29 protein-coding genes, 1 tRNA gene and 2 pseudogenes are annotated in these 24,780 nt (G+C 46.2%); 11 read left to right on the top strand and 21 right to left on the bottom strand.

Annotated features, from left to right (window positions below; translation table 11 throughout):
- Positions 1–262: 262 nt before the first annotated feature.
- Positions 263–1,081 carry an ATP-dependent sacrificial sulfur transferase LarE gene (gene larE, locus NWE92_08825; protein ID MCW4029733.1) on the bottom strand — a complete coding sequence of 273 codons (819 nt, stop codon included), beginning with the start codon at positions 1,079–1,081 and terminating at the stop codon, positions 263–265.
- 9 nt (positions 1,082–1,090) lie between these two features.
- The gene (gene larC, locus NWE92_08820; protein ID MCW4029732.1) at positions 1,091–2,335 is read right to left on the bottom strand and encodes a nickel pincer cofactor biosynthesis protein LarC; all 1,245 of its coding nucleotides are present in this window, start codon (positions 2,333–2,335) and stop codon (positions 1,091–1,093) included.
- A 75-nt stretch (positions 2,336–2,410) separates the two neighbouring features.
- Between larC and larB the strand changes: the two genes are divergently transcribed.
- A complete protein-coding gene (gene larB, locus NWE92_08815) occupies positions 2,411–3,193 on the top strand; it encodes a nickel pincer cofactor biosynthesis protein LarB (protein ID MCW4029731.1) in 783 nt (260 codons plus the stop codon).
- 68 nt (positions 3,194–3,261) lie between these two features.
- Here larB and NWE92_08810 read toward each other — a convergent pair whose 3' ends face one another.
- A complete protein-coding gene (locus tag NWE92_08810) occupies positions 3,262–3,639 on the bottom strand; it encodes a hypothetical protein (protein ID MCW4029730.1) in 378 nt (125 codons plus the stop codon).
- Positions 3,640–3,717: 78 nt separating this feature from the next.
- Between NWE92_08810 and NWE92_08805 the strand changes: the two genes are divergently transcribed.
- On the top strand, positions 3,718–4,017 hold the full coding sequence (locus tag NWE92_08805) for a hypothetical protein (protein MCW4029729.1): 300 nt from the start codon (positions 3,718–3,720) through the stop codon (positions 4,015–4,017).
- A gap of 110 nt (positions 4,018–4,127) precedes the next feature.
- Here NWE92_08805 and NWE92_08800 read toward each other — a convergent pair whose 3' ends face one another.
- From NWE92_08800 to NWE92_08770, 7 genes are all read right to left on the bottom strand, one after another.
- Positions 4,128–4,367, bottom strand: coding sequence for a hypothetical protein (locus NWE92_08800; GenBank protein MCW4029728.1), 240 nt, complete (start codon positions 4,365–4,367; stop codon positions 4,128–4,130).
- 673 nt (positions 4,368–5,040) lie between these two features.
- Complete coding sequence (locus tag NWE92_08795) at positions 5,041–5,307, bottom strand: hypothetical protein (protein ID MCW4029727.1); 267 nt, start codon at positions 5,305–5,307, stop codon at positions 5,041–5,043.
- Between the two features lie 257 nt (positions 5,308–5,564).
- Positions 5,565–6,335: a hypothetical protein gene (locus NWE92_08790; GenBank protein MCW4029726.1), complete on the bottom strand. Its 771-nt coding sequence runs from the start codon at positions 6,333–6,335 to the stop codon at positions 5,565–5,567.
- A gap of 306 nt (positions 6,336–6,641) precedes the next feature.
- A complete protein-coding gene (locus tag NWE92_08785) occupies positions 6,642–7,391 on the bottom strand; it encodes a cache domain-containing protein (protein ID MCW4029725.1) in 750 nt (249 codons plus the stop codon).
- A gap of 109 nt (positions 7,392–7,500) precedes the next feature.
- Positions 7,501–7,935: an OsmC family protein gene (locus NWE92_08780; GenBank protein MCW4029724.1), complete on the bottom strand. Its 435-nt coding sequence runs from the start codon at positions 7,933–7,935 to the stop codon at positions 7,501–7,503.
- A gap of 84 nt (positions 7,936–8,019) precedes the next feature.
- Positions 8,020–8,664: a 4Fe-4S binding protein gene (locus NWE92_08775; protein ID MCW4029723.1), complete on the bottom strand. Its 645-nt coding sequence runs from the start codon at positions 8,662–8,664 to the stop codon at positions 8,020–8,022.
- Positions 8,665–8,781: 117 nt separating this feature from the next.
- The gene (locus tag NWE92_08770; protein ID MCW4029722.1) at positions 8,782–9,021 is read right to left on the bottom strand and encodes a TRAM domain-containing protein; all 240 of its coding nucleotides are present in this window, start codon (positions 9,019–9,021) and stop codon (positions 8,782–8,784) included.
- A gap of 258 nt (positions 9,022–9,279) precedes the next feature.
- On the opposite strand from NWE92_08770, the gene NWE92_08765 reads away from it, so the two are divergent.
- Genes NWE92_08765 through NWE92_08755 form a run of 3 tightly spaced genes read left to right on the top strand, consistent with a single transcriptional unit; the run spans position 9,280 to position 12,366 of the window.
- Positions 9,280–10,755: an NAD(P)/FAD-dependent oxidoreductase gene (locus tag NWE92_08765; GenBank protein MCW4029721.1), complete on the top strand. Its 1,476-nt coding sequence runs from the start codon at positions 9,280–9,282 to the stop codon at positions 10,753–10,755.
- Complete coding sequence (locus NWE92_08760) at positions 10,715–12,001, top strand: NAD(P)/FAD-dependent oxidoreductase (GenBank protein ID MCW4029720.1); 1,287 nt, start codon at positions 10,715–10,717, stop codon at positions 11,999–12,001. Before NWE92_08765 ends, NWE92_08760 begins: the two co-directional genes overlap by 41 nt.
- A complete protein-coding gene (locus tag NWE92_08755; GenBank protein MCW4029719.1) occupies positions 11,998–12,366 on the top strand; it encodes a DUF1667 domain-containing protein in 369 nt (122 codons plus the stop codon). The genes NWE92_08760 and NWE92_08755 overlap by 4 nt, the downstream gene beginning before the upstream one ends.
- Before the next feature lie 10 nt (positions 12,367–12,376).
- Here the strand turns inward: NWE92_08755 and NWE92_08750 are convergent.
- From NWE92_08750 to NWE92_08735, 4 genes and pseudogenes are all read right to left on the bottom strand, one after another.
- A tRNA-Arg gene (locus NWE92_08750) sits at positions 12,377–12,454 on the bottom strand.
- A gap of 139 nt (positions 12,455–12,593) precedes the next feature.
- Positions 12,594–13,643 carry a hypothetical protein gene (locus NWE92_08745; GenBank protein ID MCW4029718.1) on the bottom strand — a complete coding sequence of 350 codons (1,050 nt, stop codon included), beginning with the start codon at positions 13,641–13,643 and terminating at the stop codon, positions 12,594–12,596.
- Positions 13,644–13,664: 21 nt separating this feature from the next.
- Positions 13,665–13,874 (bottom strand): annotated as a pseudogene (locus tag NWE92_08740) (SBBP repeat-containing protein).
- A 651-nt stretch (positions 13,875–14,525) separates the two neighbouring features.
- Positions 14,526–15,173 (bottom strand): annotated as a pseudogene (locus NWE92_08735) (SBBP repeat-containing protein).
- A gap of 254 nt (positions 15,174–15,427) precedes the next feature.
- Here NWE92_08735 and NWE92_08730 point away from each other — a divergent pair.
- Positions 15,428–15,748 (top strand): hypothetical protein, encoded by a 321-nt coding sequence (locus tag NWE92_08730; protein ID MCW4029717.1) that lies wholly within the window; start codon positions 15,428–15,430, stop codon positions 15,746–15,748.
- A 123-nt stretch (positions 15,749–15,871) separates the two neighbouring features.
- On the opposite strand, the gene NWE92_08725 is transcribed toward NWE92_08730, so the two are convergent.
- Both NWE92_08725 and NWE92_08720 read right to left on the bottom strand, forming a co-directional pair.
- Positions 15,872–16,234 (bottom strand): DUF1801 domain-containing protein, encoded by a 363-nt coding sequence (locus NWE92_08725; GenBank protein MCW4029716.1) that lies wholly within the window; start codon positions 16,232–16,234, stop codon positions 15,872–15,874.
- Between the two features lie 165 nt (positions 16,235–16,399).
- A complete protein-coding gene (locus NWE92_08720; protein ID MCW4029715.1) occupies positions 16,400–17,047 on the bottom strand; it encodes a winged helix-turn-helix transcriptional regulator in 648 nt (215 codons plus the stop codon).
- A 126-nt stretch (positions 17,048–17,173) separates the two neighbouring features.
- On the opposite strand from NWE92_08720, the gene NWE92_08715 reads away from it, so the two are divergent.
- Both NWE92_08715 and dinB read left to right on the top strand, forming a co-directional pair.
- The gene (locus NWE92_08715; protein MCW4029714.1) at positions 17,174–17,548 is read left to right on the top strand and encodes a hypothetical protein; all 375 of its coding nucleotides are present in this window, start codon (positions 17,174–17,176) and stop codon (positions 17,546–17,548) included.
- A 50-nt stretch (positions 17,549–17,598) separates the two neighbouring features.
- Positions 17,599–18,672, top strand: coding sequence for a DNA polymerase IV (gene dinB / locus NWE92_08710; protein MCW4029713.1), 1,074 nt, complete (start codon positions 17,599–17,601; stop codon positions 18,670–18,672).
- Positions 18,673–18,716: 44 nt separating this feature from the next.
- On the opposite strand, the gene NWE92_08705 is transcribed toward dinB, so the two are convergent.
- From NWE92_08705 to NWE92_08685, 5 genes are all read right to left on the bottom strand, one after another.
- Positions 18,717–19,721 carry a hypothetical protein gene (locus NWE92_08705; protein ID MCW4029712.1) on the bottom strand — a complete coding sequence of 335 codons (1,005 nt, stop codon included), beginning with the start codon at positions 19,719–19,721 and terminating at the stop codon, positions 18,717–18,719.
- Between the two features lie 75 nt (positions 19,722–19,796).
- A complete protein-coding gene (locus NWE92_08700) occupies positions 19,797–20,168 on the bottom strand; it encodes a hypothetical protein (protein ID MCW4029711.1) in 372 nt (123 codons plus the stop codon).
- Between the two features lie 115 nt (positions 20,169–20,283).
- Complete coding sequence (gene queC, locus NWE92_08695) at positions 20,284–20,940, bottom strand: 7-cyano-7-deazaguanine synthase QueC (GenBank protein MCW4029710.1); 657 nt, start codon at positions 20,938–20,940, stop codon at positions 20,284–20,286.
- A complete protein-coding gene (locus NWE92_08690) occupies positions 20,937–21,419 on the bottom strand; it encodes a QueT transporter family protein (GenBank protein ID MCW4029709.1) in 483 nt (160 codons plus the stop codon). Before NWE92_08690 ends, queC begins: the two co-directional genes overlap by 4 nt.
- 64 nt (positions 21,420–21,483) lie before the next feature.
- Entirely contained in the window at positions 21,484–21,648 is a 165-nt protein-coding gene (locus NWE92_08685) for a hypothetical protein (protein ID MCW4029708.1), read from the bottom strand.
- A gap of 140 nt (positions 21,649–21,788) precedes the next feature.
- On the opposite strand from NWE92_08685, the gene NWE92_08680 reads away from it, so the two are divergent.
- The 3 genes from NWE92_08680 (at position 21,789) to NWE92_08670 (ending at position 24,731) form a co-directional block, all read left to right on the top strand.
- On the top strand, positions 21,789–21,968 hold the full coding sequence (locus NWE92_08680) for a hypothetical protein (protein MCW4029707.1): 180 nt from the start codon (positions 21,789–21,791) through the stop codon (positions 21,966–21,968).
- A 188-nt stretch (positions 21,969–22,156) separates the two neighbouring features.
- Positions 22,157–22,801 (top strand): archaeal proteasome endopeptidase complex subunit beta, encoded by a 645-nt coding sequence (gene psmB, locus NWE92_08675; protein MCW4029706.1) that lies wholly within the window; start codon positions 22,157–22,159, stop codon positions 22,799–22,801.
- 4 nt (positions 22,802–22,805) lie between these two features.
- Positions 22,806–24,731, top strand: coding sequence for a beta-CASP ribonuclease aCPSF1 (locus NWE92_08670; GenBank protein MCW4029705.1), 1,926 nt, complete (start codon positions 22,806–22,808; stop codon positions 24,729–24,731).
- Positions 24,732–24,780: the final 49 nt, after the last annotated feature.

Raw genomic sequence — 24,780 nt, 5'->3', positions numbered from 1 at the left:
CAAATTTTGCGTTTGGTAAGCACTTCTGGTGAAGTACGTGCCAAAGTGGGGTTTAGACCCAACTGGTATAAGCTAACGGTATTCCTTTCTATTTGTAGCCTATTTGGATCCTATTAGTGGTTCTATGCAGAAACCTAAGGGGGGTAGGTCACTATTGGCGCAAAACAAGCGCATTAGCATGTTGAAAACCAGTAAAAATCCCCGCCAACAAGGGAGGACAGTAAGGTCTATAGCAACTCAATTGGGCAGTCCCTGTACAAGACTAAAGGGTTTTTAGCATGCTCCCCTGACGGTAGCCCTCTAAATCAACTGTTACATACCTAAAGCCCAACTGCTTAAGCGCCGCTGCCACCTTATCCATGACCTCTGCACTGCAAAACCTTACACGCTCTGTTGGGTCAACTTCTATGCGTGCCAACCCGTCGTGGTCCCGCACCCGAATCTGCACAACACCCACAATAGCCCTAACAGCCTGCTCTGCCTGCTCAACTCTTCGCAACTTCTCCGCAGTAATCTCCACATTAAACGGTATCCGCGACGCTAAACACGCCAACGCAGGCTTATCCGCCACCGAAAGCCCCCGTTGTTTAGCAACTTGGCGAATTTCCTCTTTACTAAACCCTGTTTCCATCCATGGGCTGTAAACGTTAGGGGTTTCTTGAACTGCTCTTAAGCCAGGTCGATGCCCACTTAAATCCGAATGGTTAGTGCCTTCAAAAACCGCCTCAAACCCCAGCTTTTGCGCGTAGGCCAGTAAGGTTTGGAGGAGTTCTTTTTTGCAGAAATAGCAGCGGTTTTCAGGATTACGCCTAAAATCAGGGTTCTCTAGCTCGTTGGTTTCTATCACGTAGAGAGGTATGCCAATGTTTTGTGCAGTTAGTTTGGCGTCCACCATTTCCGCATTGCTATAAGTTGGGGATTGAGCAATGACCGCGACAGCTCTGTCACCTAAAACCTCATGGCAAATCGCAGCTAAAGTAGAGCTGTCTACGCCGCCTGAAAACGCCACTACCACGCCGTCCTTGCCCTTTTCAGCAATAAACTTCTTGAGCAGCTCAAGTTTACGTTCAAGCAACTCCATGGTAGCCCTCTAAGGAAATTTTTCTTTCATCTTTGCCACCGCCAACTCCATGAGCTCCCGAAGCGGCTTCCCCGTTTTCTCTGCCAGCCTTTTTAGGTCCTCGTATTCGGGTTTGATGCGGATTATTCGGCCTTGAGCGTTCTTGGCAACTTTTAAGCGCACCGTTTCTTTGCTGCCAAAAAGAAGCAAATCGACAGTGTGGACTTCTCGATTGATGATATGCCGCTCACAGTAGTAGACGCGGACTCCCAACGTACCCGTCTCATCAATAAGCACTTTGGAGAGGTGGGCGGCGTCTTTTTGGTCCGCTATGACTTTGATGATTGTTCCGGGGCGGTTCTTCTTGGTGTACATGGGGATTAAACTGACATCTTTAGCGCCCTCCGCCAACAGCTTATCAAACGTGTAACCCAACGTTTCCCCAGTGACATCGTCAACGTTAGTTTCTAAAACCGCGATTTCGTCCCGCGTCAATCCGTCATTTTGGCTACTGCCTATGGTTAAGCGCAAAACTGCGGGCATCTCTTTGAATTCTTTAGTTCCAGCCCCATAACCCACACGCAACGGCACAACCGCGGGATAGAACCTGCTGACTTCATCAACCAAATTAACCAGAATCGCCGCGCCAGTAGGCGTTGCCAACTCTGCTTCGATGGGTCCACCGTGGAAGGGAAAATTCTTGGACTGCAAAATCGCCAACGTCGCAGGCGCAGGAGCAGACGTTACACCATGCGAAAACCTAAACGTGCCACCCCCCACCGCCAGAGAAGTTGAAACGATTTTTGCCTCAAACAACCCCAAATCCTCCAACGCGGCAGCTACTCCCAAAATCTCCGCTGCAGTATCAACTAGTGCAACTTCATGGAGGTGGGCGTCATCAAAGCCGGTTTGATGAAGGGTTGCTTCGGCGCGAATTAGGGTTTGGATGACTCCAGAAGCGAATGCTTGAGCTTTCGGTGTTAGGTTGAGGTTGGCTGCGGCTTTTTGCACGATTTCGATGAGTTGGCTGCCATGACGCTTATGTGCAGTTTTTGAGGTCACGTCGATTTGTGTGGCTCTAAACTCGCCGCGGAGAACCTCTTTTATGTCTATGTGGAGGTTTTCGTAGCCAAACTCTGGGGCTTCCAGCGTTTTTATGGCTGAAACAATTTTGCTTTGGTCTGCGCCTAAGTCTATTAGGGCGCCTAAAATCATGTCTCCGGCTACACCTGAAGCTTGGCAATCAATTACCAAAATTTTGTTGTCAGTCAACATAGTTATCACAAAAGCGTTTGGTTTAGGCAAGCATAATAGATATATTATGATGCGTTTTTTAAATATTGTCTGCTTATGTCATCTCTTAGAGATATTTTAGGCAAAGTCGCCGCCAAAGAACTCACCATTGTCGAAGCCGAAAAAATGCTACAGTTACTTGCTATCGATGATGTGGGCTGTTTAGCGCGGCTCGATGGAAACCGAGGCTTACGCAAAGGCGTGCCCGAGGTTGTGTTGGCAGAAGGCAAAACCCCCCCAGACGTGGCAGCCATCGCGCGGCGTATGGTTGAACGGTGCGGACGCGCCCTCATAAGCAGATGCAGTGACGCTCACATCGCAGCGGTTAAGGCTTGTTTTGCAGACAGCGACGCCTCTGTGGAGGTTAATGATAAGGCAAAGATGGTAATCATAAAAACCAAAACCTTCCACACTAAACCCAGTGGAGGCAGAATCGGGGTCTTAACGGCAGGAACCTCAGACATACCCGTTGCCGAAGAAGCAACAATTATCGCCCAAGAAATGGGTTGTGCCGTATCTGCCTTCTATGATGTCGGAGTCGCAGGGATTCATCGGCTCCTTGAACCCCTAAAAGCAGTTGTAGCTGCCGACGTGGATGTTGTGGTTGTGGTGGCGGGACGTGAAGGCGCTTTAGCCTCGGTGGTTGCGGGGATGGTAGATGTGCCCGTTATTGCCGTGCCGACCTCGAACAGTTATGGGTTTGGCGAGAAAGGTGTAGGCACACTGATGGCGATGTTGCAGTCTTGTTCACTCGGGCTGGCGGTCGTTAACATTGATTCGGGTGTAGCGGCTGGAGCAGTAGCCGCTTTGATAGCTAACCGCGCCGCAAAATTTAGGTAGCCCCCCTGATTTGTGGTGGATAAAAAAGAAAGGTGATTGTTTAAGCTGTCTCTTTTTTGACGGCTTGATTATTTTGTTGTGCTGATTGGTCTGCTAAGTGGGCTCATTTGGTCTTTGATTGCAATCCGCTTCATCATTAGTGAGTTCACTGCAAGCATCGCCACCCAAGTTCCCGATATGGCTAAAGTCATTGATCCGCCTATGCTGGCGATTTCAGATAGCATGACTGCGGTGTCGGCCTGTGATGACATGGCGGTTAGGTAGGGTGCCCATGCGGTTATTTCGCCGTGGAAGACGTGTTCGGCGGCAAGAATGACTACGCCTCCCCATAGCATTGCGTTTAGTGCGCTTAGTTTTAGTTTATGCGATAGTTCGCTGTGTCTAGTTAGTACTTGTACGATTGTCATTACGATTGCGAGCGCCATTGGTGCTAAGAAGCATGCCATTTTTATTTTCCTCTCCTTAGTAACACTAAATTTAAATATCGTAACACTAGGTTATAAGCGTAACGGAGGTAACCAAATATGTGGCTAATCATCCTAGCATTCGCGGCAACAATCACAACCGCAATATGGTACACGCAAGCTGAAAACGACAAATACCAACTCAAGTACCTTAGCCTGATATTCTGGGGTACAACAATAATGGTGCTCGTTGACCACGTAGTGCCCTACCTGATGGAGGGCGGAGGAGAATTCTTTGAAGTATCAATCGAAGCATCAGTCCTAAGCGGCGTCATGGTGATTGTGGGCCTCGCAGTATGGGAAGGCGCTTTGTTGCTAAAAGACCCCAAACACGTAATATTCAAAAGAAAACCCTCATAAATCAAGCCAGAGCCCTCACCCCACCACTTTTCTTTTTCTGTAATGTGCCTTAGCATATCTTTATGGAAATTGCTTTTTTCACTAACTGCGCCGCTAAGCTTGGGGCATAACTAGCTTTGGCTTTCTTGTAGGAGTTCCATGCGGGCTTTTAGCATAATTATGATTCTCTTGGTGTCTTCTATGTAGGCTAGGGTTAATTTTAGGGTATTTTGGTCGGTTTTGCAGGTGGTGTATTTGAATTGGGCGTTAGCGGTGATTAGTGCTATTTCATCTTCTATGGGTTCGAATACGCGGGTGATTTGGCGGGTTTTGAATGTTTGTGTGATGTTGTGGGGTGCGTTTTTTTCCATGGCGAATCCTCTTAGGTAATACTAAATTAGAAATTAGTAGCACTGTTTATTAGTTTTGCTGCATGACCCTGCCGTTTGGATATGAAAAAACAGCCCTAAGCGTGGGTGGCTTGCCGCAACAACATAGAATTATATCTTATGTTTGGGCGTAGTCTCTTGCAGGTTGAGGAACAGGCTTCACGGTGACACGAAAACTGATCTGAAGTAACTGCTAAAGAGCGCAACGGAGATAACATCAAAGAAAGCGACTTTGAAAGTGCTAAAGAACAGAGCCAGTGTATGCCGTCGAGGTTTAGGCTCAACCTGCGCTCTCTCTTTCCCTCCTCTACCCTCGTTATCTTTCTATATTTCTGGTTCTTTTGCCCTTTTCGGAGAGGTTACCGGTGAATGGACTCTTGGGGGTTGGTTGGTTTCGCTGGCGCTTGAGCGACTAACTGTACAACTGTTCAACAGTTCACTATTCTTGAATTTTTGTTTTACCGGTTCTGTGTTAAATCATATTGATGGCGTTTTTTGGTTGTTATTTGTCTGACATTTTCGGAATTGTGACTGTTACTAGCAAACAACAAGCGCTCAAATATCATCAAGCCAAGTATTCTCTTGCTCGGGTGCTTGAATGGTTGACTGTAACGTATGCGGAAAACCGCTAACTTCAATTAAAAAGCTTGAAAATTCAGCATTCTGCATACAAGTTTACCGTTGCAACAATTGTGGTGTAACCTTCAAAGAAGCACATTATCACACGAAACACATCTAATGTCTTCACCGCAATCTGGCTATGGCTGGTCAGGGGACTTAGGCTTGATAATAAGCGAGGCTTTATCGGTAGTCGCCAACTCAAAATTACTGCTTTGATGGATAGCCTTTTTTGGGCAGATATCCACGCATTGATAACAAAAGATGCAAGCGGACAAATCGAATTGGGGACGCTTCTTTCCATCCACCTCAACCATGGTTATGGCCTTCGCGGGACAGTTTCGACAACACAAACTACAGCCAATACACGCAGAGCTGTCCAAGATGGGTTGCCCTCGAAAATTTTCTGCTACCTCCGCCTTTTTTTCTGGATACTTTTCTGTGGCGGGTCTAGAAAGGATGGCGTGGGCAACTCTTTTCATCATAGCGTAAACCTTCTGGAAAAAGAAGGTTTTGGGGCATTTATTGTTACCTCAAACAAAACTGAATTCAGTCCATATATTATGAGTGCCTATTTTTCCATCGAAAAAATAGCGCCGTTACTAAAACAGCCACGGTGACACCGACAACCGCCAATACAGGCAAGGTGGAAGGGGCACCTATGATATTTGAGCTTGTGGCTGCAGGTTCTGTAGGCGTAGCAGTTGGCGTTTCAGGTATGGTTATGGTTTGGGTTTCGCTCCAACCGCTATGGCCTGTCTCGTGGAAGACGTTAAATTCGGTGAGGCGCCAGCAGATAGGATCCTCTTCGGTTGTTTTGGTGTAGAATCCATCAATGGCGCGCACTTGGAAATCCACCGTTGTTCCCGGCGCAAGGTCACCCAGCCAAATTCTAAAGCCTCCCAGATTCTGTGAGCCATATCCAAAAGGTACTATAGTGTAATTGGATTCCTCAGTAGGCGCCAAATTACTGGACGAATTTGTATCACTGCGCCAATTATCGTCAAGATTCGTCTTAACCCTGATGTTGTAGTAGAGCTTTACGACGCTCTCATTAACAACGCTGTAAAAGGAGTGAGTGTCAGGGTTTTCGATGATTAAGTCTATGAACTTCTTGTCAACGTGGAACCCATCGCTGATTTTGACTTGTTCGCCGGTGAAGGGGTCGGTGGTGCTGCGAGGTTCTACGTCGTAGGATTGGTCGTTGATTTTTAGGCTGAATTGGGGCACGTCGGGGCTGATTTGCGCTTGGGCGAGTCGAGGTGTTTCAAGCATAAGCAGGAAGCAACCGGATAATAGTAGAATAAGGAGTACCGTAGCTGGGACGCGCATGCCTAAGGGTAGAAGTCAGCGTTGAAATAAAGTTTACTTAAGTTCAATGAAATAAGGGGTTAGGGTAAAAAGCGCAAACAAGTTCAAAACCGAATACTTGATAACTCCTCAATCACTAGTAATTATTGGACTTTTTGCAGTTTTCGCGTCTTTTACGGTTTCCAAGGACCCCTTTGACTTATGGTATATATCAGAAATGAAGAAAAATACTGGTGTCGATTTCAGCCAACCATCCAGTAACCCACTAGCCCAAATGTAACTGTCCTAAAATAAAAAGAAGCGAACACTTGGCTCCGCTTAAGAAGCCTAGTGCCTTTTTTCTTTGTAAATCAGGATGACAACCCATAGCATGGAGAGTGTGGCAACAAAAAAGACTGGATATAAAATGTCGTTAGAGATTTCGATGGATGTCAACCTTGCCAAATCATAGAAGACATAGATGATAAAGGTCAAAAATATTCCATAACCAAAAAGCCGCTTCTGTTTCAGCGCCACGACTAACCCCATCGCTGCAATCACACCCTCCACGACAACGGAGACATACTGTAATGGTGCCAACGCGTTCTCGTAGCTCTCAATGTAGAGCCCCGAGCCCACAAGTAACATTCCCTGGTTAGTTTGGATGCCCTTGATGAAGGTTTGTTTAGGTGAAGGTGTGGTTTCGCCGGGTTTAGGCCACAAATAATCCACCCAGCCCTCCTCATTTTGGCTCAGTGCAGCGTTTATGAAGAGTCTTCCAATCGGTTTACCCGTAGCATCCATCAATCCCGTCATGTTTTGTCCTTCCCCCGTAGGGTCAGGAGGATAAACAAGCCGTAACCCATCGGTTTGCCAAACAAAGACGTAGGTGTCACCTTGGAACCATTCGCTGCCCTGCTGCCTAAACTGCCCAAAAGCCGATTCGCCGTCAGTTGAGATAAGGTTGGCTGCGTCTAAAACAAGCGATTTGATTGCTTCTTTTCTGTTGTTCTGTTCAACTTGGTTAACAAAGCCCACTACCAAAACCAAAGCCAAAATCACAACTAAAACCACAAACACCAAACTGTTCCTGTCCAATCTAAACCCCTTATAACAATTTAGCGCAGTCACGCCTAATAATAGTATGCAGTTCCAAAAAGTAACGGTTAGCATGCACTGTAGGCGGCGATTTTACTAAACGCTCTCTTCAGGTATTATCCATCACAATTTCAAATGACGACGTTATGGGCACCGCTTTCTGCAGCATCCCCCCTACAGAACAATATTTTTCTTCCGAGAGTTTAATTGCACTCGCCACCGCTTCAGGAGTAATATTTACGCCTTTAACTGTGTATTTTAGGTGGATTTTTGTGAAAACGCGGGGTGGTTCTTCTCGTCTCTCCGCTGTGGCTTCCACGCTGTAATCGGTGACTCTGAGTCTTTTCTTTTTAAGGATGGTCAAGACATGGAAACTGCTACATGAAGCGAGACTTGCCAACACGTTTTCCATGGGGGAAAGCGCGGTTTCTTCTCCGCCGTGCTCTTTTGGAGCGTCAAAATTAACCGTTAGTCCCTTCTCGTTTTTTGCTGTTAATCGGAGATTGCCTTTCCAATCAACAACCATCGTCTTAGTGGTGGACATGGTTTTGAATCAGTTTTTGCCTGTTAAAAGGATTTGCTAAATAGACTAAGTAGCTCAAGATGGCGATGGCGAAGCATTTTTCCTCTAGCGGTTACGGTTCTTCCTTTCTACGAGTGAAATGGCGCCGGTTGGGCATGTGCTCACGCAAACTCCACAACCAAAACAACGCTTAACCTCATAGCTTACTTGACCGTTTTCAATTCTTCTTGCTTTAAACTGGCATCTCGAGATGCATTTTCCACAATTTACACATTTGTCCGAGTCTATTTGGGCGACATATTTACTTGCGACCACGGCGTCAGGCATTCCAAACCTAATCAGCCCACTCAAAGAGTGACAGCAACAAGAGCAACAACTGCAGACAACTTCAGGCTTATCTTTTCCCTGGTAAGTAATTGTTAAATGCACCAACCCTGCCTCATGAGACCGCCTAAGCGCATCAAGTGCCTCCGCCAAACTTACTTTCCGAGCTGATCCCTTCTTCGCCAATTTCTCTGCTCGCTCATCCAAACTAAAACAAACATCGAGTGGCGCTTCGCATTTTCGGATTTTCTTTCGGCAGGCACAATCACTAATTGAGATATGTTTTGATTGGCTGAGTATTTGTTCCATTTGTGATAAATCAAGAACTCTCTGTGTCCCTTCTATGTAGAGATTAACAGGGATGGTTACAGCGAGTTTTATGTTAGAAAGTTTCTTCTCCAGCTCTGTTGGAGTCCAATCCGCCACCGACCTGCCTCCAGCACTCAATCTTTTTGATGAATTAATATGACTTGTGAATTAACAGGCAACTTGGCTTAGGTATACAAAAACGGAGCATAACCCCTTTTGTGGTTATGCAAAACTTTATTGAATTATTTGGCCAGTCACGTTTTTCGCGTTAACCTGGGTTACCCTTATTTTCACTCGTTCTCTGGGCTTGGCGTTAGGTACCACTATGGTATAGCCGCGAATGCTTGTCATTCCAGCTCCGCTCGGATGCGTACCGATTATGTTGACGTCCAATTCGTCGCCCACTGAAACTGGGACTGGTGGACCGGCATAATTTATTTTGTATTTGCCGCCTCGTACTCTTCTATGAACCATTCAGAAACACTGCTTTTTGGTATGATGCGTGCATATCTTTTAAATCTTAATCTGTTTTTTTGAGGTTATTTGGTAAAATAAGAGTTCAGTGATGGATGAGGGGGATTTGAACCTACAGATGGGCTGCATCAGAACAGAGCTGAAAAGTAATTTTTGGTGTCAACCTGCGCGGGCTACGTTAGGACTTGATAACAAATTTATCCGTGTACATGCTATCTTGTCTTTCTATAGTTGCTATTGAGAAAGAGACGACACATCGTGAACCGTAACTGTGACGTATTGGTGATTGGTGCTGGCGTAATAGGCTGTGCCATCGCAAGAGAATTATCAAAATTCAAAATCAAAACAGTGCTGTTGGAGAAGGAAACCGACGTAGGTTCGGGCGTTAGCAAAGGTAACAGCGGGGTCCTTCATACTGGTCTTTACTATCTGAAAGGAAGTTTGAAGGCTAAACTGTGTGTTGAGGGACGACTGATGTTTCCAGAGTTGGCGAAGCAACTTTATGTACCTTGCAAACTCTGCGGAAAATATGTAATTGCCCGAACAGAAGAGGAACTCGAAGCCTTAGAAGGTTTAAAAGCTGTTGGGGAAGGAAATGGCGTCAAAGAATTAGATATAATTTCGGGGGAAGAACTCAAAAAACGAGAACCGCGCTTGGATGCCCGCTATGCGTTATATTCTCCTGTGGCGGGAATCGTTTCTCCTTATCTTTTCACAATTGCCTTAGCTGAGAATGCCTTAAACAATGGGGTGGAAGTTAACGTCAACACACAAGTTTCAACAATAGAACAGGTAAACAGCGGATACAAAGTTACAACAAATCAGGGCGTCTTCCACGCAGAGCTTGTTGTGAATAGTGCAGGTCTCTTCGCTGACAAAATCTCCGCTATGATTGGTGTTGATAGGTACAAACTGTTTCCTTGCCGTGGCGAATATCTTATCCTTGACAAGAATTGCCGCGACTTAATCAATAGCCTGGTCTATCCGGTGCCCCCAAAAATCGCAGGAGTCTTGGGTGTTCATCTCACGCCCACCGTGGATGGAAACATATTGATTGGACCTAGTGAAGAATTCATCAACGAGAGGGAAGACACAAGGACAAGTAAAGAAAAGATTCGGCAACTAATTGAGGGCGCTAAGAGTTTACTTCCCTCCATTCCCCTAAACCAAGTTATTTACGGTTTTTCTGCTGTTAGGTCCAAGATTACTCCCCCCGACGAGAAAGGGTCTCGTGACTTCGTCATCCAAGAAGACATTGAAAACTTCATTAACCTAATAGGCATGGAGTCTCCCGGTCTCACCGCTTCGCCTGCAATTGCGAAATTGGTTGTTCAAATGATTAAAGAGAAAAGGGACCTGAAAGAAAAAACAGATTTTAATCCTATCCGTAAAAGACTAACTCCTTTTAGCGAAGCATCAAGACCTCAACAAGCTTCTTTGATTAAATCAAACCCTGCATATGGCGAAATTGTCTGCAGGTGTGAACAGGTATCTAAACTGGAAGTTTTAGACTCGTTAAACAACCCGATTTCAAAGAAAACAATTTCCTCGGTGAAATACCGAACCCGCGCAGGTATGGGCAGATGCCAAGGGGGCTTCTGTTTACCCAAAATTGTAGAGATTCTAAAAGAAGAATACGGGTTATCCCCTGAAGAGATTAAGTTGAAGAATTTAGATTCACCGTTGTTCATAGGTGGAACAAAACATCTGCGGGAGGGCAAAAAAAGTGAGTGAGTTGCCGCCTCAAAAAGTTGATTTGGTTGTGATTGGTGCAGGGCCGGCGGGGTTAGCTGCGGCCATCAGTGCAAAGAAAAGCGGTCTTCAAAATTTAATTGTTGTAGAGCGGAACGGTTGGCTCGGTGGCATTCTGCCTCAGTGTATACATGATGGTTTTGGTCTTGAGCTCTTTAAAGAGCAAATGACTGGTCCTGAATATGCTCTAAGATACGTTGATGAACTGAAGGTATTGAAAATCCCTTACATGCTTGATAGCATGGTACTTGAAGTCACGCCTGAAAAAAAGGTGTATGTTGCGAGTCCTAAGGGCCTGTTTTGTTTTGACGCCAAAGCCATAGTTCTTGCTATGGGTTGTCGTGAGCGTACCCGTGGTCAGATTTGCATTCCAGGAACAAGACCAGCGGGAGTGTATACTGCGGGTGTAGCCCAGAATCTCATTAACTTGAAAAATGTGATGGTTGGCAAAGACGTTGTAATTCTCGGTTCGGGCGACATAGGTTTGATTATGGCGCGTCGACTTACGTTAGAAGGCGCTAAAGTCCACGCCGTTGTTGAGATTCTTCCACACACCAACGGTCTGCCGCGGAATATTCAGCAATGCCTAATTGACTATGATATTCCGCTTCTTCTTTCACATACAGTTACCGAAATCCATGGGCAGAATCGGGTTGAAGCGGTCACAATCTCTCCTGTAGGTAAGGATTTGAAGCCAATCAAAGGAAAAGAACAAAAGTTAACCTGTGACACACTGATGCTCTCTATAGGTTTGATTCCAGAAAATGACCTTTCAAAGAATTTTGGTGTCAAACTCAGTGAAGTTACGGGGGGAGCCATCGTTGACGAAAATCTTGAAACCTCCATTTCTGGAGTTTTTGCGTGTGGGAACGTTCTTCATGTTCACGATGTAGTGGATTTTGTCACTCTCGAAGCGGAGAAGGCCGGAAGAAGTGCGGCAAATTACGTTCTCGGAAAGGTTCAAAGAGGGAAAAGAATTCCAATTGAAGCAGGAGAAAAAATTCGATACGTTTTGCCCCAAAGCATCTGTCGCGGCGTTGACCTTGAATTGTCGATTCGTGTGACCTGCCCCGGCGAAGATGTGACTATCGGGTTCTTTGATAAAGAAACACAATTTAAAACAGTCAAGTTTCGTAAAGTCCATCCCGCCCAAATGATCAAGATAAAACTCAAGGAAAACGAAACCCGCGATATTAAATCCCTTAAAGTTGAGGTTTTAGAGAAATGAAGAAAGAAATCATCTGCATTGGCTGCCCTATGGGTTGCTATCTCGCTGTTGATTATGACGAAACAGTGATCCGTGCCTTAAGCGGAAATCGCTGCAAAGTCGGGCTGGAGTATGCCGAAAAAGAAATGTCTAATCCTGTACGAACCTTGACAACAACTGTGAAAGTGAAGCACGGTGTTCTGCCTTTAGTAAGTGTGAGGACAAACAAACCGATACCTAAAAGCAGGATCTTTGACGCTATGAATTTGCTCTCAAACGTTGAAGTAGAAGCACCCATCAAAATTGGAGAAGCAATAATCCAAAACGTCTTTGACACGGGCGTTAACATAGTGGCTACAAAAAATATCTCAAAAAAGACAAACTGACGTTAGTTGATGGCGGGTGGGGAGGGATTTGAACCCTCGACCCCCAACTTAGGAGGCTGGTGCTCTATCCGTACTGAGCTACTCACCCAACTACAACAGCAACTTGTAAAAGCCAACTAGATATACAAACCCTTCTGAAACCACACTAAACAACCAACGATAATAACATAAAAAGTAAGAATTGCGGCAGAGCAAAGCGGAAACCCGCCAAGCCTGCTTTTCCTCATTTAATGCTTTATCCAATTCTTAGTTATTTCGCGGTTTCTCCTCTTCATAAAAACTCCAATCACCAATACAGCCAAAATTATGACGGCGCATGCAACGATGATGTTGGTGGCAAGCGAGGATTGGGTTGGTGCGTCAGCTGTGAATTCCATTGTTATAGTGTGTGTACTGAAGTTGGTGTTGTACCAGACATAATAGTTGTCTGTGTCTACCGTATAGAATTGGGTTTTGATTTTTGCTCCATCAATGCTAACTACGGGTGTTGTTCCATAGGCTACTGCACTTTTAGGAATAGTTATAATGCCAAATCCAGTTGTTCCACTTTGACCCGTAACAGTAAAGCTTAGCGTTGTTGTTTTTGTTGCTTGATTTGTTGTGATTTTAATGTTAGACATCTGAGAGCTGTCTACAGTTCCAGTGATTTTTATATCAACTGTCGCGCCATTGCTTGCTGTTGCTTGCATTGTTGTTGAGGGCGAGAATTTCTGGACACGAGAATTGTCTGTGTCAGTTACATACACGTAACCAAAGGCATCAACAGCAACGCCAACATTGCCATTAAATTGACCGTTCTTACTGCCATATTCGCCCCAGCGCGTAATAAATGTGCCATCGCCGGTAAATTTGTAAACACTACTTCTGAATAAGTCAGATACATATACATATCCCGCACTATCAACTGCAACAGCATTCGTGAATGAGAAATCGTCAGACCCACTGACCTTGGGGCCCCATTGCGTAATGTATGTGCCGGTATTTGTGAATTTCTCAATCCGTAGGTTTGATGCGGACCCCTTGTATACGTTCGATATCGAGTCAGCTACGTAAACATTTCCAGAGCTATCAACAGCAACACCAATAGGGCGGTCGAATTGGTTGGTTCCGGTACCCTTGGAACCCCATTGAGAAATGTATGTACCATCACTGGTGAATTTTTGAATCCGACTATTGCCTGAGTCAGCCACGTAGACGTTCCCAGAACTATCAACAGCAACACCCGTAGGGTGGCTAAATTGGCCAGTTCCACTTCCCTCTGAACCCCATTGAGAAATGTACGTGCCCGTGTTAGTGTATTTTACAATCCTATTATTTCCGTAGTCAGCCACGTAGACGTTCCCAGAACTATCAACAGCAACACCATAAGGATTGTTTAATTTGCCTCCGTTACCAGTGAGGTTCCATTGAGTGACGTATGAACCAGTGGCACTGAATTTTACAACACGACTATTAGTATAGTCAGTTACGTACACGTATCCTTGGCTGTCAACAGCTATACCTGTTGGCGAGAGGAATTGGCCGTTTTCACTACCTCTAGTTCCCCAGTGTGTTACGTAATTGTATGTTGGTGTTGGAATTGGTGTTGGAGTAGGTGCAGCTGTTGGCAATGGTGTAGGTGAAGCTGTGGGACTAGGCGTTGGGGTTGCAGTCGGTCTTGGAGTGGGAGACGGTGTTGGTCGAGGTGTTGGAGTAGCCGTAGGTGTTGGTGTTGGAGTTGGTGAGGGCGTTGGTGAAGGAGTTGGACTCGGTGAGGGTGATGGAGACGGTGAAGGTGTAGGCGTAGCTGTAGGAGCAACCGTCGGGGTTGGCGTCGGTGTGGCTGTCGGAGAAGGACTTGGAGTAGGCGTTGTTGGGTCTACTATAGTAAATTTCTCAACCCGGAAATTATTTGTATCAACCACATATATACTTCCTGAATAAACAACAATGCCAAAAGGTTCACTGAACTGGCCGTCCCCGCTACCTTCGGAGCCAAACTGTACAAGATAAGCACCATCACCACTGAATTTCTGAACTCGACTACTGCTTTTATCCGTTACATAGACATATCCTGAGCTATCAACAGTTAAACTCCCAAGACTGGTAAATTGTCCATCCTCGCTACCTGAGGAGCCCCATTGTGTGCTATATGTACCGTCGCTTGTGAATTTCTGAACCCGATTATTGCCTGTATCAGTTACATAGACGTTGCCTGAACTATCAACTGCAACAGCCTCAGGAAAAGCAAATTGACCGTTTTCACTACCAAAGGTACCCAATTGGGTGATGTATTGTCCGTTGCTGCTGAATTTTTGAATCCTGTTGTTGCCTGTGTCAGCTACATAGATATTTCCTGAGCTATCGATGGCAATACCGTATGGTGAGCTGAATTGGCCATTCTCACTTCCTGATGAGCCAAATTGTGTGCTGTATGTACCGTCGCTTGTGAATTTCTGGATCCGGCTATTGCCTTGGTCTACTACGTATATGTTTCCTAAACTGTCAACAGCAATACCGTATGGTGAGCTGAATTGGCCATTCTCGCTACCATAGCTGCCCCATTGGGTGATGTATTGTCCGTTGCTGCTGAATTTTTGAATCCTGTTGTTGCCTGTGTCAGCTACATAGATATTTCCTGAACTGTCCGCAGCGATATTGCTGGCCGAGGTGAATTGGCTGTTCCCAGAGCCATAGGTGCCCCATTGTGTTATGTAGCTGTATGTTTCAGCATGTACAAACGAAGGGGGGGTTGCTAATAGGACTATGGTTATGATTGTTATTGTGAAGAAAATCGCAAGTCTTTGACTTACAAGTGATTTATTCAATTCATGAACCTTCTTAATAGCAAAAATTAACAAATCACCTACCTAAGAAAGTGTGTAAGTTGTTAACCCAACAAACAATCCCGCGTTTTCGCCTAAGTGCTCTGAAATGGGCGCTCACCACAAGCTTGAAAAAAACCTGGCTGACAAACGCTGACCGACCAACTATCCTAAAATTGAGTCATATAGTAGGCTAGCATGCCCTCGCTGGCAAAGCTTATATTTAAAACCGTTGAATAAACGAGTCAGGGCAGAATATGAAAGGCGCATTAGTATTCTTAGGCGTGTTTGCTCTGCTAGTTTTAATGACTATAGTTAATGTCGGCATACCTCCAGGATTGGCCATATACAACGCAGTCTTGCCTGGAACTGAAGCAGCGGCAGCTTACTTAATTGCAGGCATAAGCTCAATTACAGTGATAATCTCGGTGTTCAATGGCGTCATCTACGGATTCATCGCTTGGCTAGTGTTCTCGATTCTCATGATGTTCTTCAAAAAAGACAAAAAAGACGTAAACGTCAACGTAACCGTAAACAATGCACCCAGCAACTCACCACCTCCACCCCCACCTCAATAAAGAGCAAAATATCAACCAATTTTTTTCTTTAACAACTAGGATTCACCCTTAATTTCGGTTCTCTGAAGATTGTAGCCCCGCAGTTAAGGAGTAAGGCGGGGATGCGGCATTGTTTGTCGGTTTTTACAACGCTGCAGCATCATTAAGTAGCCGTGCCAGTTCCCCTTGAAGCCGCCAAAAGTCAGTGACCTCGATGTGGCGGACGTTTGCGCTGTGTTCCGCGACGCCACGGCTTCTTAGGTGCTCGGAAGCTATGCTTGCGCCCATGGCAAATTCAAGGTCTATGTGTTCGCTGTAGTGGCTAATCCAAACGAAGTCTTTGGTGCCGAGTTTGTAGACAATTTTTCCTTGTTTTACTATTTCTAAGGTTTGGGGGAGGGTATTTTTTATGAGTGTGCGGAGGTTTTGGACGGTGGTTCTTTGGTTGGGGGTGAGGCTGGTGAGGATTTCGTCGAGGGTTTGTTGTTTTTGTTGTGCTTTTGTCATACTAGAGGGTTGGGTTTGGGGGTTCTTATGGATTTTGCAACTATATTTAGGGCTTATTTGATAAACGGGGTGTGGTTAGACCGTTTTTAGCAAGTTGCTTGTGTGCCCTTGCACGTTTAAGCAATTTACTTTTCAGCCACAAACTTTGTTTTCTTTTAGGGGCGGTTATGAATTGGAATTGTGGATTAGGTCGAAGGCCCACTTTATGGCATCAGCATTCACTAAACAGTACTCAACGTTCACTCCGATTTTTTCTGATTGGATTAAGCCTGCATTTTTGAGTTGATTCATCTGCCATGTCAACGCCTGCGATGACACTCCCAACTCAGTGGCGAGGTCTCGATGGAGCAAGTTACCGCTTTGGACTAAAATTTCTAAAATCTGCCCTGTCGTTTGATGCTTAACCAGCGAAATAAGCTGCATCTGTGTTCCAGTAAACGTGTCGGCTTGGAAAAACCGTTTAATCTGTCCGTCGCCATAGCTTTCAATAAGCCCAGTGTGTTCGAGCACGTCTAAATGATATTGCACTACTCCGACCGACAATTCTAACCCGTTGCAGATGCCCCGAAAATGCACGCCTGGATTGTCTTTGATAAAGGTATAGATTTCTTGTCTTGTCGGCTGGTCAAGTACATGCGTGTTGGAATGTAAGCTTGTTGCGATTATGAGGGGGACTGTCGCTGTAAGTTTTAGGTCATCTACCTGCTGGGTTCCAGGTAACGGGAACGAGTTTGTGGCTGTGGCTGTTGCGGAGAAGCAAACGGAAAGGGCAAGCAGGGTGAGCAAGATTGCTAGGGCGGTTTTTTGGTTCAAGGCTAATCTTGAAAACGTTTGCCGTCGTCTATTTATCATATTCTGTCAACTACTGTACTACTCGTAAAAGCTTGTACCAGAAACCCTTTCTATAGCCGTGGCTAATACAGAATCAGAGGCAACGGTATGGCTGAAACTCAAACGCAGAAGAAAAAACGCAAAAAATCTCAACTTGCCCTCATCCAAGAGGTGCAAGAAGAAACCGCTATCCAAAACGCTATTGAAGTTACTGAGGCGCTTGAGGAGCTCAAAAAGCAGGGCGAACGCTTCGATATCCAAGTGTGCCCCAAATGTAAAAGCCCCCGCGTACGCCGAGCCAAAAGTACAGGCGGAGACATGTGGGGCCATATAGGGTTGGTGCCGCCCAGTTATGAGTGTCTTGACTGTGGCTGGCAAGAACGCATTGTTTTGAAAGCGACGAATAAGCCGTTGACGGTGCGGGAAGTCGAGTTAATACGGGAAGCAATGGAACTAGAGGATAAAGAGGCAAGCGGTAGCTAAAGCGTCGATAGGTTCAAATTTGCAGACAGGCACAGGCTTCATAGGTCTGCATGAAGGAGAAAAAACGCTTCATCTTCCATCTCGACATGGATCACTTTTACACAGCCGTGGAGACACGCGAACGACCTGAGCTTAAAGGTAAGCCCTTAGTCGTCGGAGCAGACCCAAAAGAAGGCAAAGGCAGAGGTGTCGTGAGCACAAGCAACTATGAAGCCAGAGCCGCAGGCGTCCGCAGCGGCATGCCCATCTCGCAGGCTTGGCGACTTTGCCCAAACGCGGTGTATTTGCCGCCGAATTATCCCCTCTACATCAAGGTTTCAGCCGAAATTATGGCGATTGCCCGCATGTACGCATGTAAGTTTGAGCAATGGGGCATCGACGAAGCCTTCCTTGACGTAACCGGCAAAGTCTCCGACTGGACCGAAGCCGAAGCATTAGCTGATCAAATAAAAGCAGAAATAAAAGCGAAAGAGCACCTTACGGCATCCATCGGAGTCGGACCCAACAAGCTCATCGCCAAAGTAGCCAGCGACTACCAGAAACCCGACGGCTTAACAGTCGTAAAAGAGGAAGACGCCCAAAAATTCCTTGAACCCCTTCCCGTGCGGAAGCTTTTGTGGGTTGGACGCAAAACCGAAGCCAAACTGAACGCCCTCGGAGTGAAAACCATCGGCGACTTAGCACACTATGATCCTTCGGCGTTGGCGTCGATGTTTGGGGTTATGGGCGTGCAGATGCACCTGTCAGCCAAGGGAGTAGACAAAAGCGAAGTTGAGGCACGCGAAGGCGTCAAGAGTGTGAGCCATGAAGCGACATTTGAGGAGGACACCGCCGACTCCGCAGCGATTTTGCAAGCCCTCGAAGAACTCTCTGACGCTGTCTGGAAAGAAACAACCGACCAGCACCTCCTGTTCAAAACCGTAACCGTAAAAATCCGCTACCAAGGCTTCGAAACCCACACCAAAAGCAAAACCCTACCCCGCCTAACCAACCGCACGATGGACATAAAGAAAACCGCCAAAGAACTGTCGATGCCTTATCTGGGAACAGATAGAAAAATCAGGCTTATCGGCGTTAGGGTTTCAGGCCTTGAATCCTGCGAAAAACAAAAAACGTTGTTCTAATTTTTGTTCGGTAGGTTGTCCGTGCCACTTGATTGTATACTCGGTTATTTGGCTTGAGAACCGCTTAGAATAACCTTACCATAGATGTCTATGACGGTGTTGTTTGTTATTGTATTGTTTGCGCCAGTTAACTCCACAGCTTTCTCGAATGTTAAGAAAATGCATTGTCTCACTTCTGAGTTGTTACTGTACCCTACGATACCGCCTGGCCAGTTGTATTTGCTGTTAAAAGTCAAGTTGACTATTTGGACGTTGTCTGAAGCAACTCTAACTGCCGGAGTAAAATTATAAAAGTCACTTTCGATAATTGTTTTTTCCGGATTTTCACCGATTATCTTTAGCGGTTTTATGATGTTCAGGGTTTGCAGGTTGTAGTTGCCGTTTTTAACGTAGATGGTGCCTCCTGCTTGGAGGTTATCCATGGCTGCTCCTAGGGTTGGGTAGTCGTCAGGGACAACCAGCAACTCGGAAGGTGGCGGAATCGTTGATCTATAACCTAAAGGTGTGTATTGATGGTTGTAATTTTGTCCGTTCCAGCCGTCGCCGCCTCCAATTGCATAGATCAAGTCGTCGATTACCGCGACGCCGAATCCAGTTCGGGGACAAGGCATCGAGGCAGCGGTGTTCCAAGAATCCGTAGCGGGGTCATAGACAAAGTTCTGGCTTAATGAGTCAGCGAAAGATTTTACGCCGCCTAAGACATAGATTCGTTTAGGGGCAAATGTGCCGGTTGTGGCTGCGGCAGCTTCTTGTACCCACGCGGGCATTGGATGCCTTGCGCCCTGGCTCCAGGTGTCTGTTTTGGTATCGTAAATTTGCACAAATCCTGGGTTCATCGGTTTATGGAATTCGGCTTGTCCTCCGATTACATAGATTTTGTTATCGACTACGGCTGAACCAAAAGTGGAAACGGCGTAAGGTATGGACGCTGCTTTTGACCATGAATCCGTGGCTGGATCATATACCTCTGTGAAGTTAGTGGTGCTATATTGACCGCCTGTTCTTCCTCCAATCACGTAGATTTTTCCATTCACCGTTTCTGCATTCATCTGACTATTGCTTGTAGGCATTGATGTTTTTGTCTGCCAAGAATCGGTCGCTGGATCATACACTTCGTTTATTCTTCATGATGAGTCGTTGCAGTATCCTCCAATAACATAGATTTTGTTTTCGCAAACAGCGACTCCATAGGAGCTTCGCGGCGTCGGGATAGATGCCTTATGTTGCCATGAATCGTTCGCGGGGTTGTACTCATAGTTGGAGTGGGTTCCGAAAACGTAGATTTTGCCGTTAACCACTGCCGCCTTTGACCCGCCTTCGGGTATTGGTGTTTTGGTTGTCCAGGAATCTGCTGGAGCTGAGGAGAGAACGGTGTTAGCACTGGGCTGGTGGGCAATCGGTTTGTCGCTTGTAGGTTCGCGGTTTGTTAACTGTATAATTGCTAAGCTGGATAGAATTGTGATAGCTAGTATTGCGACGATTATTTTTTTGTTCATGCCAAGCTCTATAGGTTGTCTCTATGGCTGGTGATAAATGCGTTTTCGTTAAGAATCCTTGACTAACGCCGCCGAGAGACCAGTCAACATTTCTTGACTTAAAAACATCGTGCTCTTATGCTTCGTATTTTGTGGGGTCAGGAATGCCTGCTTCGCTGAACGCCTTTTTGCGGTTCACACACGACTCGCATACCCCGCAGTGTGCTTCTTCGTCACGGTAGCAGGACCAAGTTAACTCAAACGGCACACCCAGCTTAGCCCCTTCACGGATGAGCTGAGATTTTTTGCTGCCGCTAAATGGTGCCTTTATGGTTATGTCCTCGGAGGTTCCAAGCCTCGCCGCTTTTTCAAACGCTTCGTAGAATTCGCGTCGACAATCGGGGTAGAAGGGTTCATCGCTGCCCTGTGCGCCATAGAAGATTTTGGTTGCGCCCACGGTGACGGCGTAGGCGACAGCGGCGGAGAGGAAGATGGCATTGCGAAACGGTACGATGATGGGGGCGCTAAACTCGCTGGTTAGGGGGATGTTGGTGTTGCAGAGGGGGGTTACGTCACTGTAGATTTCTTTAAGTGCAGAGAGGTTGATGATTTTAGTTGTGGTGCCGAGTTTTGATGCTATTTGTTGAGCTGCTTGGGTTTCTTTAAGTGCTATTTGACCGTAGTTGAAGGTTATGGGGTAAATTTGGTATCCTTGCGCTTTAGCCCAATACGCAACTGTGGCGCTGTCGGGACCGCCGCTTAGGACAACTACACATTTTTTGTTTTCTGTCATTTTTTCCACCATTTGAAACGTTTATCGATTAAACTAAAGACTACACCGCCGATGAGGATAGCCGCAAACTCCGTTGCCAACAGGGGACCAATGGCAATCAGAAACGGCGAGATGCCGAGTTGCTCAAACATGAAACTTAGGCTTAACGCAGTGATGACTGCGGTGACGGCGCCGCTGACAAAATAGTTGCCGCCGAACCGCTTAGCCACAAAGTATCCTGCCAACCCTGCAGCTACGCTCATGAGGGGCATGAATACGAGGTCCCATGGTCCTGCGAAGGGGCTAAAAAAGTTGCCGACCAGCGCGCCAAGTCCGTAGCCGAAGGCTAGGACCCATTTTTTTGCTATGGCGGGTCGCAGTGCTCCGGCTATGCGGAATTGTGCGACTCCAAAAGAGATTGGTGATAATACAACGACTAATGCTGCATATAGTGCAGCGTAGATTGTGGTTAGGGCTAAATCTTTGGTTGGTATCTTCAAGTTTTTCTTTTCCTCCCTACTCCCGGGTTTTATTTTTGTGTGGCGGAACGGGTGGGAGGTCCACTCACCCGCCAGTTTGCCCTACAACGGCGTTGTTGCCTAAAAACGTTGTGAACCAGTTTTCGCCTTTGTCTGCAGTGTTGGTGGCGTAGCTTGTTGTGGTTACCTGTTTATTATATTCGCAAAAGGACTCTTTGAGGGTGCTATTCTGAGCCTGGTTCTTTGTCAACTCCAGTTGAATCACGGTTTACCCTATAAATTGACCATCTTTTTGCTTAGTCAAGAAAGTTTGACTAAGATTAGTCAAGAATTATTGACGAAAACCCATTTTACCGCTACTAAACCAATGGTAAACCAATGGAGAAGTGTGTGAAGAATATGGCAATAAACCATTATGTGATAAACCACAGACTCCTTATCCGTATGCAAAAAGATGGTCACATCTTCTGCGCCATCTGTCATAAACCAATTGTGGAGGGGCAAAGGGTAGCTTCCCGTAAAGGCTCGGCTGTACGGCACGAAGACTGCTATCAGCGCTCATTTATCTAACATAAACCGCTGCTAAACCCCAATAATATCCACTGCATGGCCGGGCTGCTCGGTCATTGCAGTTTTTTAACATAAAAGGCACTTTGTTGTGCTTCGGCGAAATATTAATAAATCCCTCGGAAAGATTACATGTTGCTACTTCCTAGTGGATGGCATCCCACAAACGGAGTTTTAGGGAGCACCAAAATATGTCACAAAATAGTCCAGCTAGCCAACTAGTCCTGAAAGGGACAACTACGATCGGTGTCGTCTGCAAAGACGGCGTAATCTTGGCCTCGGATACTCGTGTAACGATGGGTTTCTATGTAGCTCACAAATTCGGCAAAAAAGTCTACAAAATCGATGACCACCTAGGCATGACCATTGCCGGGACCGTGGCAGATGCACAACGCGTCGTGGACATCTTGATTGCTAACGCTCAACTCTACAAAGTTAACCTAAACCGACCCATCCCCATTAGCGCTGCGGCACGACTGGTCGCAAACATCCTCTTCCAAAACCGTTATGTGCCCCTCGCAACTCAAGTTCTCGTCGGCGGCATAGATGACTCGGGACCACATGTCTTTAACCTGGATCCCTATGGCAGTTTAACTGAGGAAAAATCAGTTTCTACAGGTTCTGGTTCACCGTTGGCTTATGGCATTTTAGAAGATAAGTACCGTGAGGGTATGACTATTTCAGAGATGCTTCCTACAATCGCTAAAGCAGTGAATGCTGCTATGAAACGTGATGTCGCAAGCGGCAACAGCTACAACATCATCGTTATTGATAGTAATGGTTACAAGGAATTAACTGATGAAGAGAAAAGTAAGCTTCTCAAAGTAGGAAGTTAAAACTGTGGCACGAACGCAAGAAAAAGAGAAAGACAAGATAGAGATTAGTCAATATATTCTTCAAAAAGTTCCCCGCGAAGCTGAAGTTACCCGCATCGAATATGAAGGACCGATGCTTGCGGTTTACACCAAACGCCCCGAAATTCTTGTAGATCAAAGCAGCATAGTCGCTGAAATCGTCGGCGTTATCCGTAAACGTATTGTTATCCGACCCGACCCCTCTGTGCGTATCCCTGAAATGGAAGCGGAACGTATCGCACGCGAAGTTATCCCTGCTGAAGCCGAAATCACAGACATAAACTTCGACCCCAGCCTCGGCGAAATCATCATAGAAACCAAAAAACCCGGCTTAGTCATAGGCAGAAACGGCGCTGTTTTGCAGGAAATAATCAAGAAAACCAAATGGCGTCCTCATGTTCTGCGTTCTCCACCTATCAAAAGCAAAATTGTTACTCACATGCGTCACTATCTCCACTCGGAGAGTAAAGAACGCGAGCGCATCCTCCGAACTGTAGGCGAACGGATTTTCCGACCAAAAAGCTATGATGTCGGAGACATTCGAATGACGGTTTTGGGTGGCGCTCAAGAAGTAGGACGCTCAGCATTCCTCATAAAAACCCGCGAAAGCAGTGTACTGCTTGACTGCGGCATTAACCCTGGTTCCAACAGGCCCTTTGAGGGGTTCCCACGGTTTGATTCCCCCGAATTCCAAATTGACTCGCTTGACGCGGTCGTGATTAGCCACGCTCACCTTGACCACTGTGGTCTTGTGCCGTTCCTCTACAAATACGGTTATGATGGGCCCATCTACTGTTCCGCGCCAACCTCCAATCTAATGACTATGCTTCAGCTTGATTACCTTGACGTCGCCAGCAAACAAGGCGTTACTCCAATGTATGACCAAAAAGATGTCCGCGAATGTGTTCTTCACACTATTCCTCTGCGGTTTGGCGTAGTCACAGACATTGCACCCGATATTCGTCTAACATTACACAACTCTGGACACATCTTGGGCGGCTCAATGGTGCACCTACACATCGGTGAAGGGTTACATAACATCGTCTACACAGGCGACTACAAATTCGCCCGCACCATGTTGCTCGAAGCTGCAGCAACAGAGTTTCCACGCATCGAAACAGTCGTTACTGAATCAACTTACGGCGGCGCTGAGGACTTTATGCCCAGCCGCGTAGAAGCTGAAGAGGCAATGACCCGTATCATTAACCAAACCTTGGAGCGAAAAGGCAAAGTTCTCATCCCTGTTCCAGCAGTCGGTAGAGCACAAGAAGTTATGCTAATCATCGACGGCTACATGAAACGCGGCTTGATGAAGGAAGCCCCCGTTTTCATCGAAGGCATGATATCCGAAGCCACCGCCATCCACACTGCATACCCAGAATATCTAGGCCGCGAAGTTCGCCACAGCATCCTCCACGAAGAAATCAATCCCTTCCAATCCGACTACTTCACTATAGTTGATCACCCAAGCCAACGGTCAAGCATAATGGAAGGTGAACCCTGTGTTGTCCTCGCTACATCAGGCATGCTCGAAGGCGGTCCTGTAATTGAGTATTTCAAAAACTGGGCTAGTGACGAACGTAACACTATCGTCTTTGTCAGTTACCAAATCGAAGGCACAATGGGCAGACGCGTACAGAAAGGCGTAGGCGAAGTCACTATGATGGATAACGAAGGCAAAATGGCTGCGTTCTCCGTTAAAATGCAAGTGGAAACCGTAGATGGATTCTCTGGTCACTCTGACCGTCGCCAACTCGTCAACTATCTAACGCATCTTAACCCGAAGCCTGAGCGAATCTTTGTGGTTCACGGTGAAAAACAAAAAACCATAGGGTTCGCCAACTTCTTAGACAACAAAGCTGGCATAAATACGGTAGTTCCAGCAATTCTGGAAACATACAGGCTACTCTAAGAGCAAAATAGTATCGGCGGTTTTTCACGCCAAACCTTTTCCATTTCTG

The sequence above is a fragment of the Candidatus Bathyarchaeota archaeon genome, from assembly GCA_026014745.1.
Lineage (GTDB): Archaea > Thermoproteota > Bathyarchaeia > Bathyarchaeales > Bathycorpusculaceae > Bathycorpusculum.
Note: the sequence above shows the minus strand (reverse complement) of the source record. Positions and strands in the feature narration are given on the sequence as shown.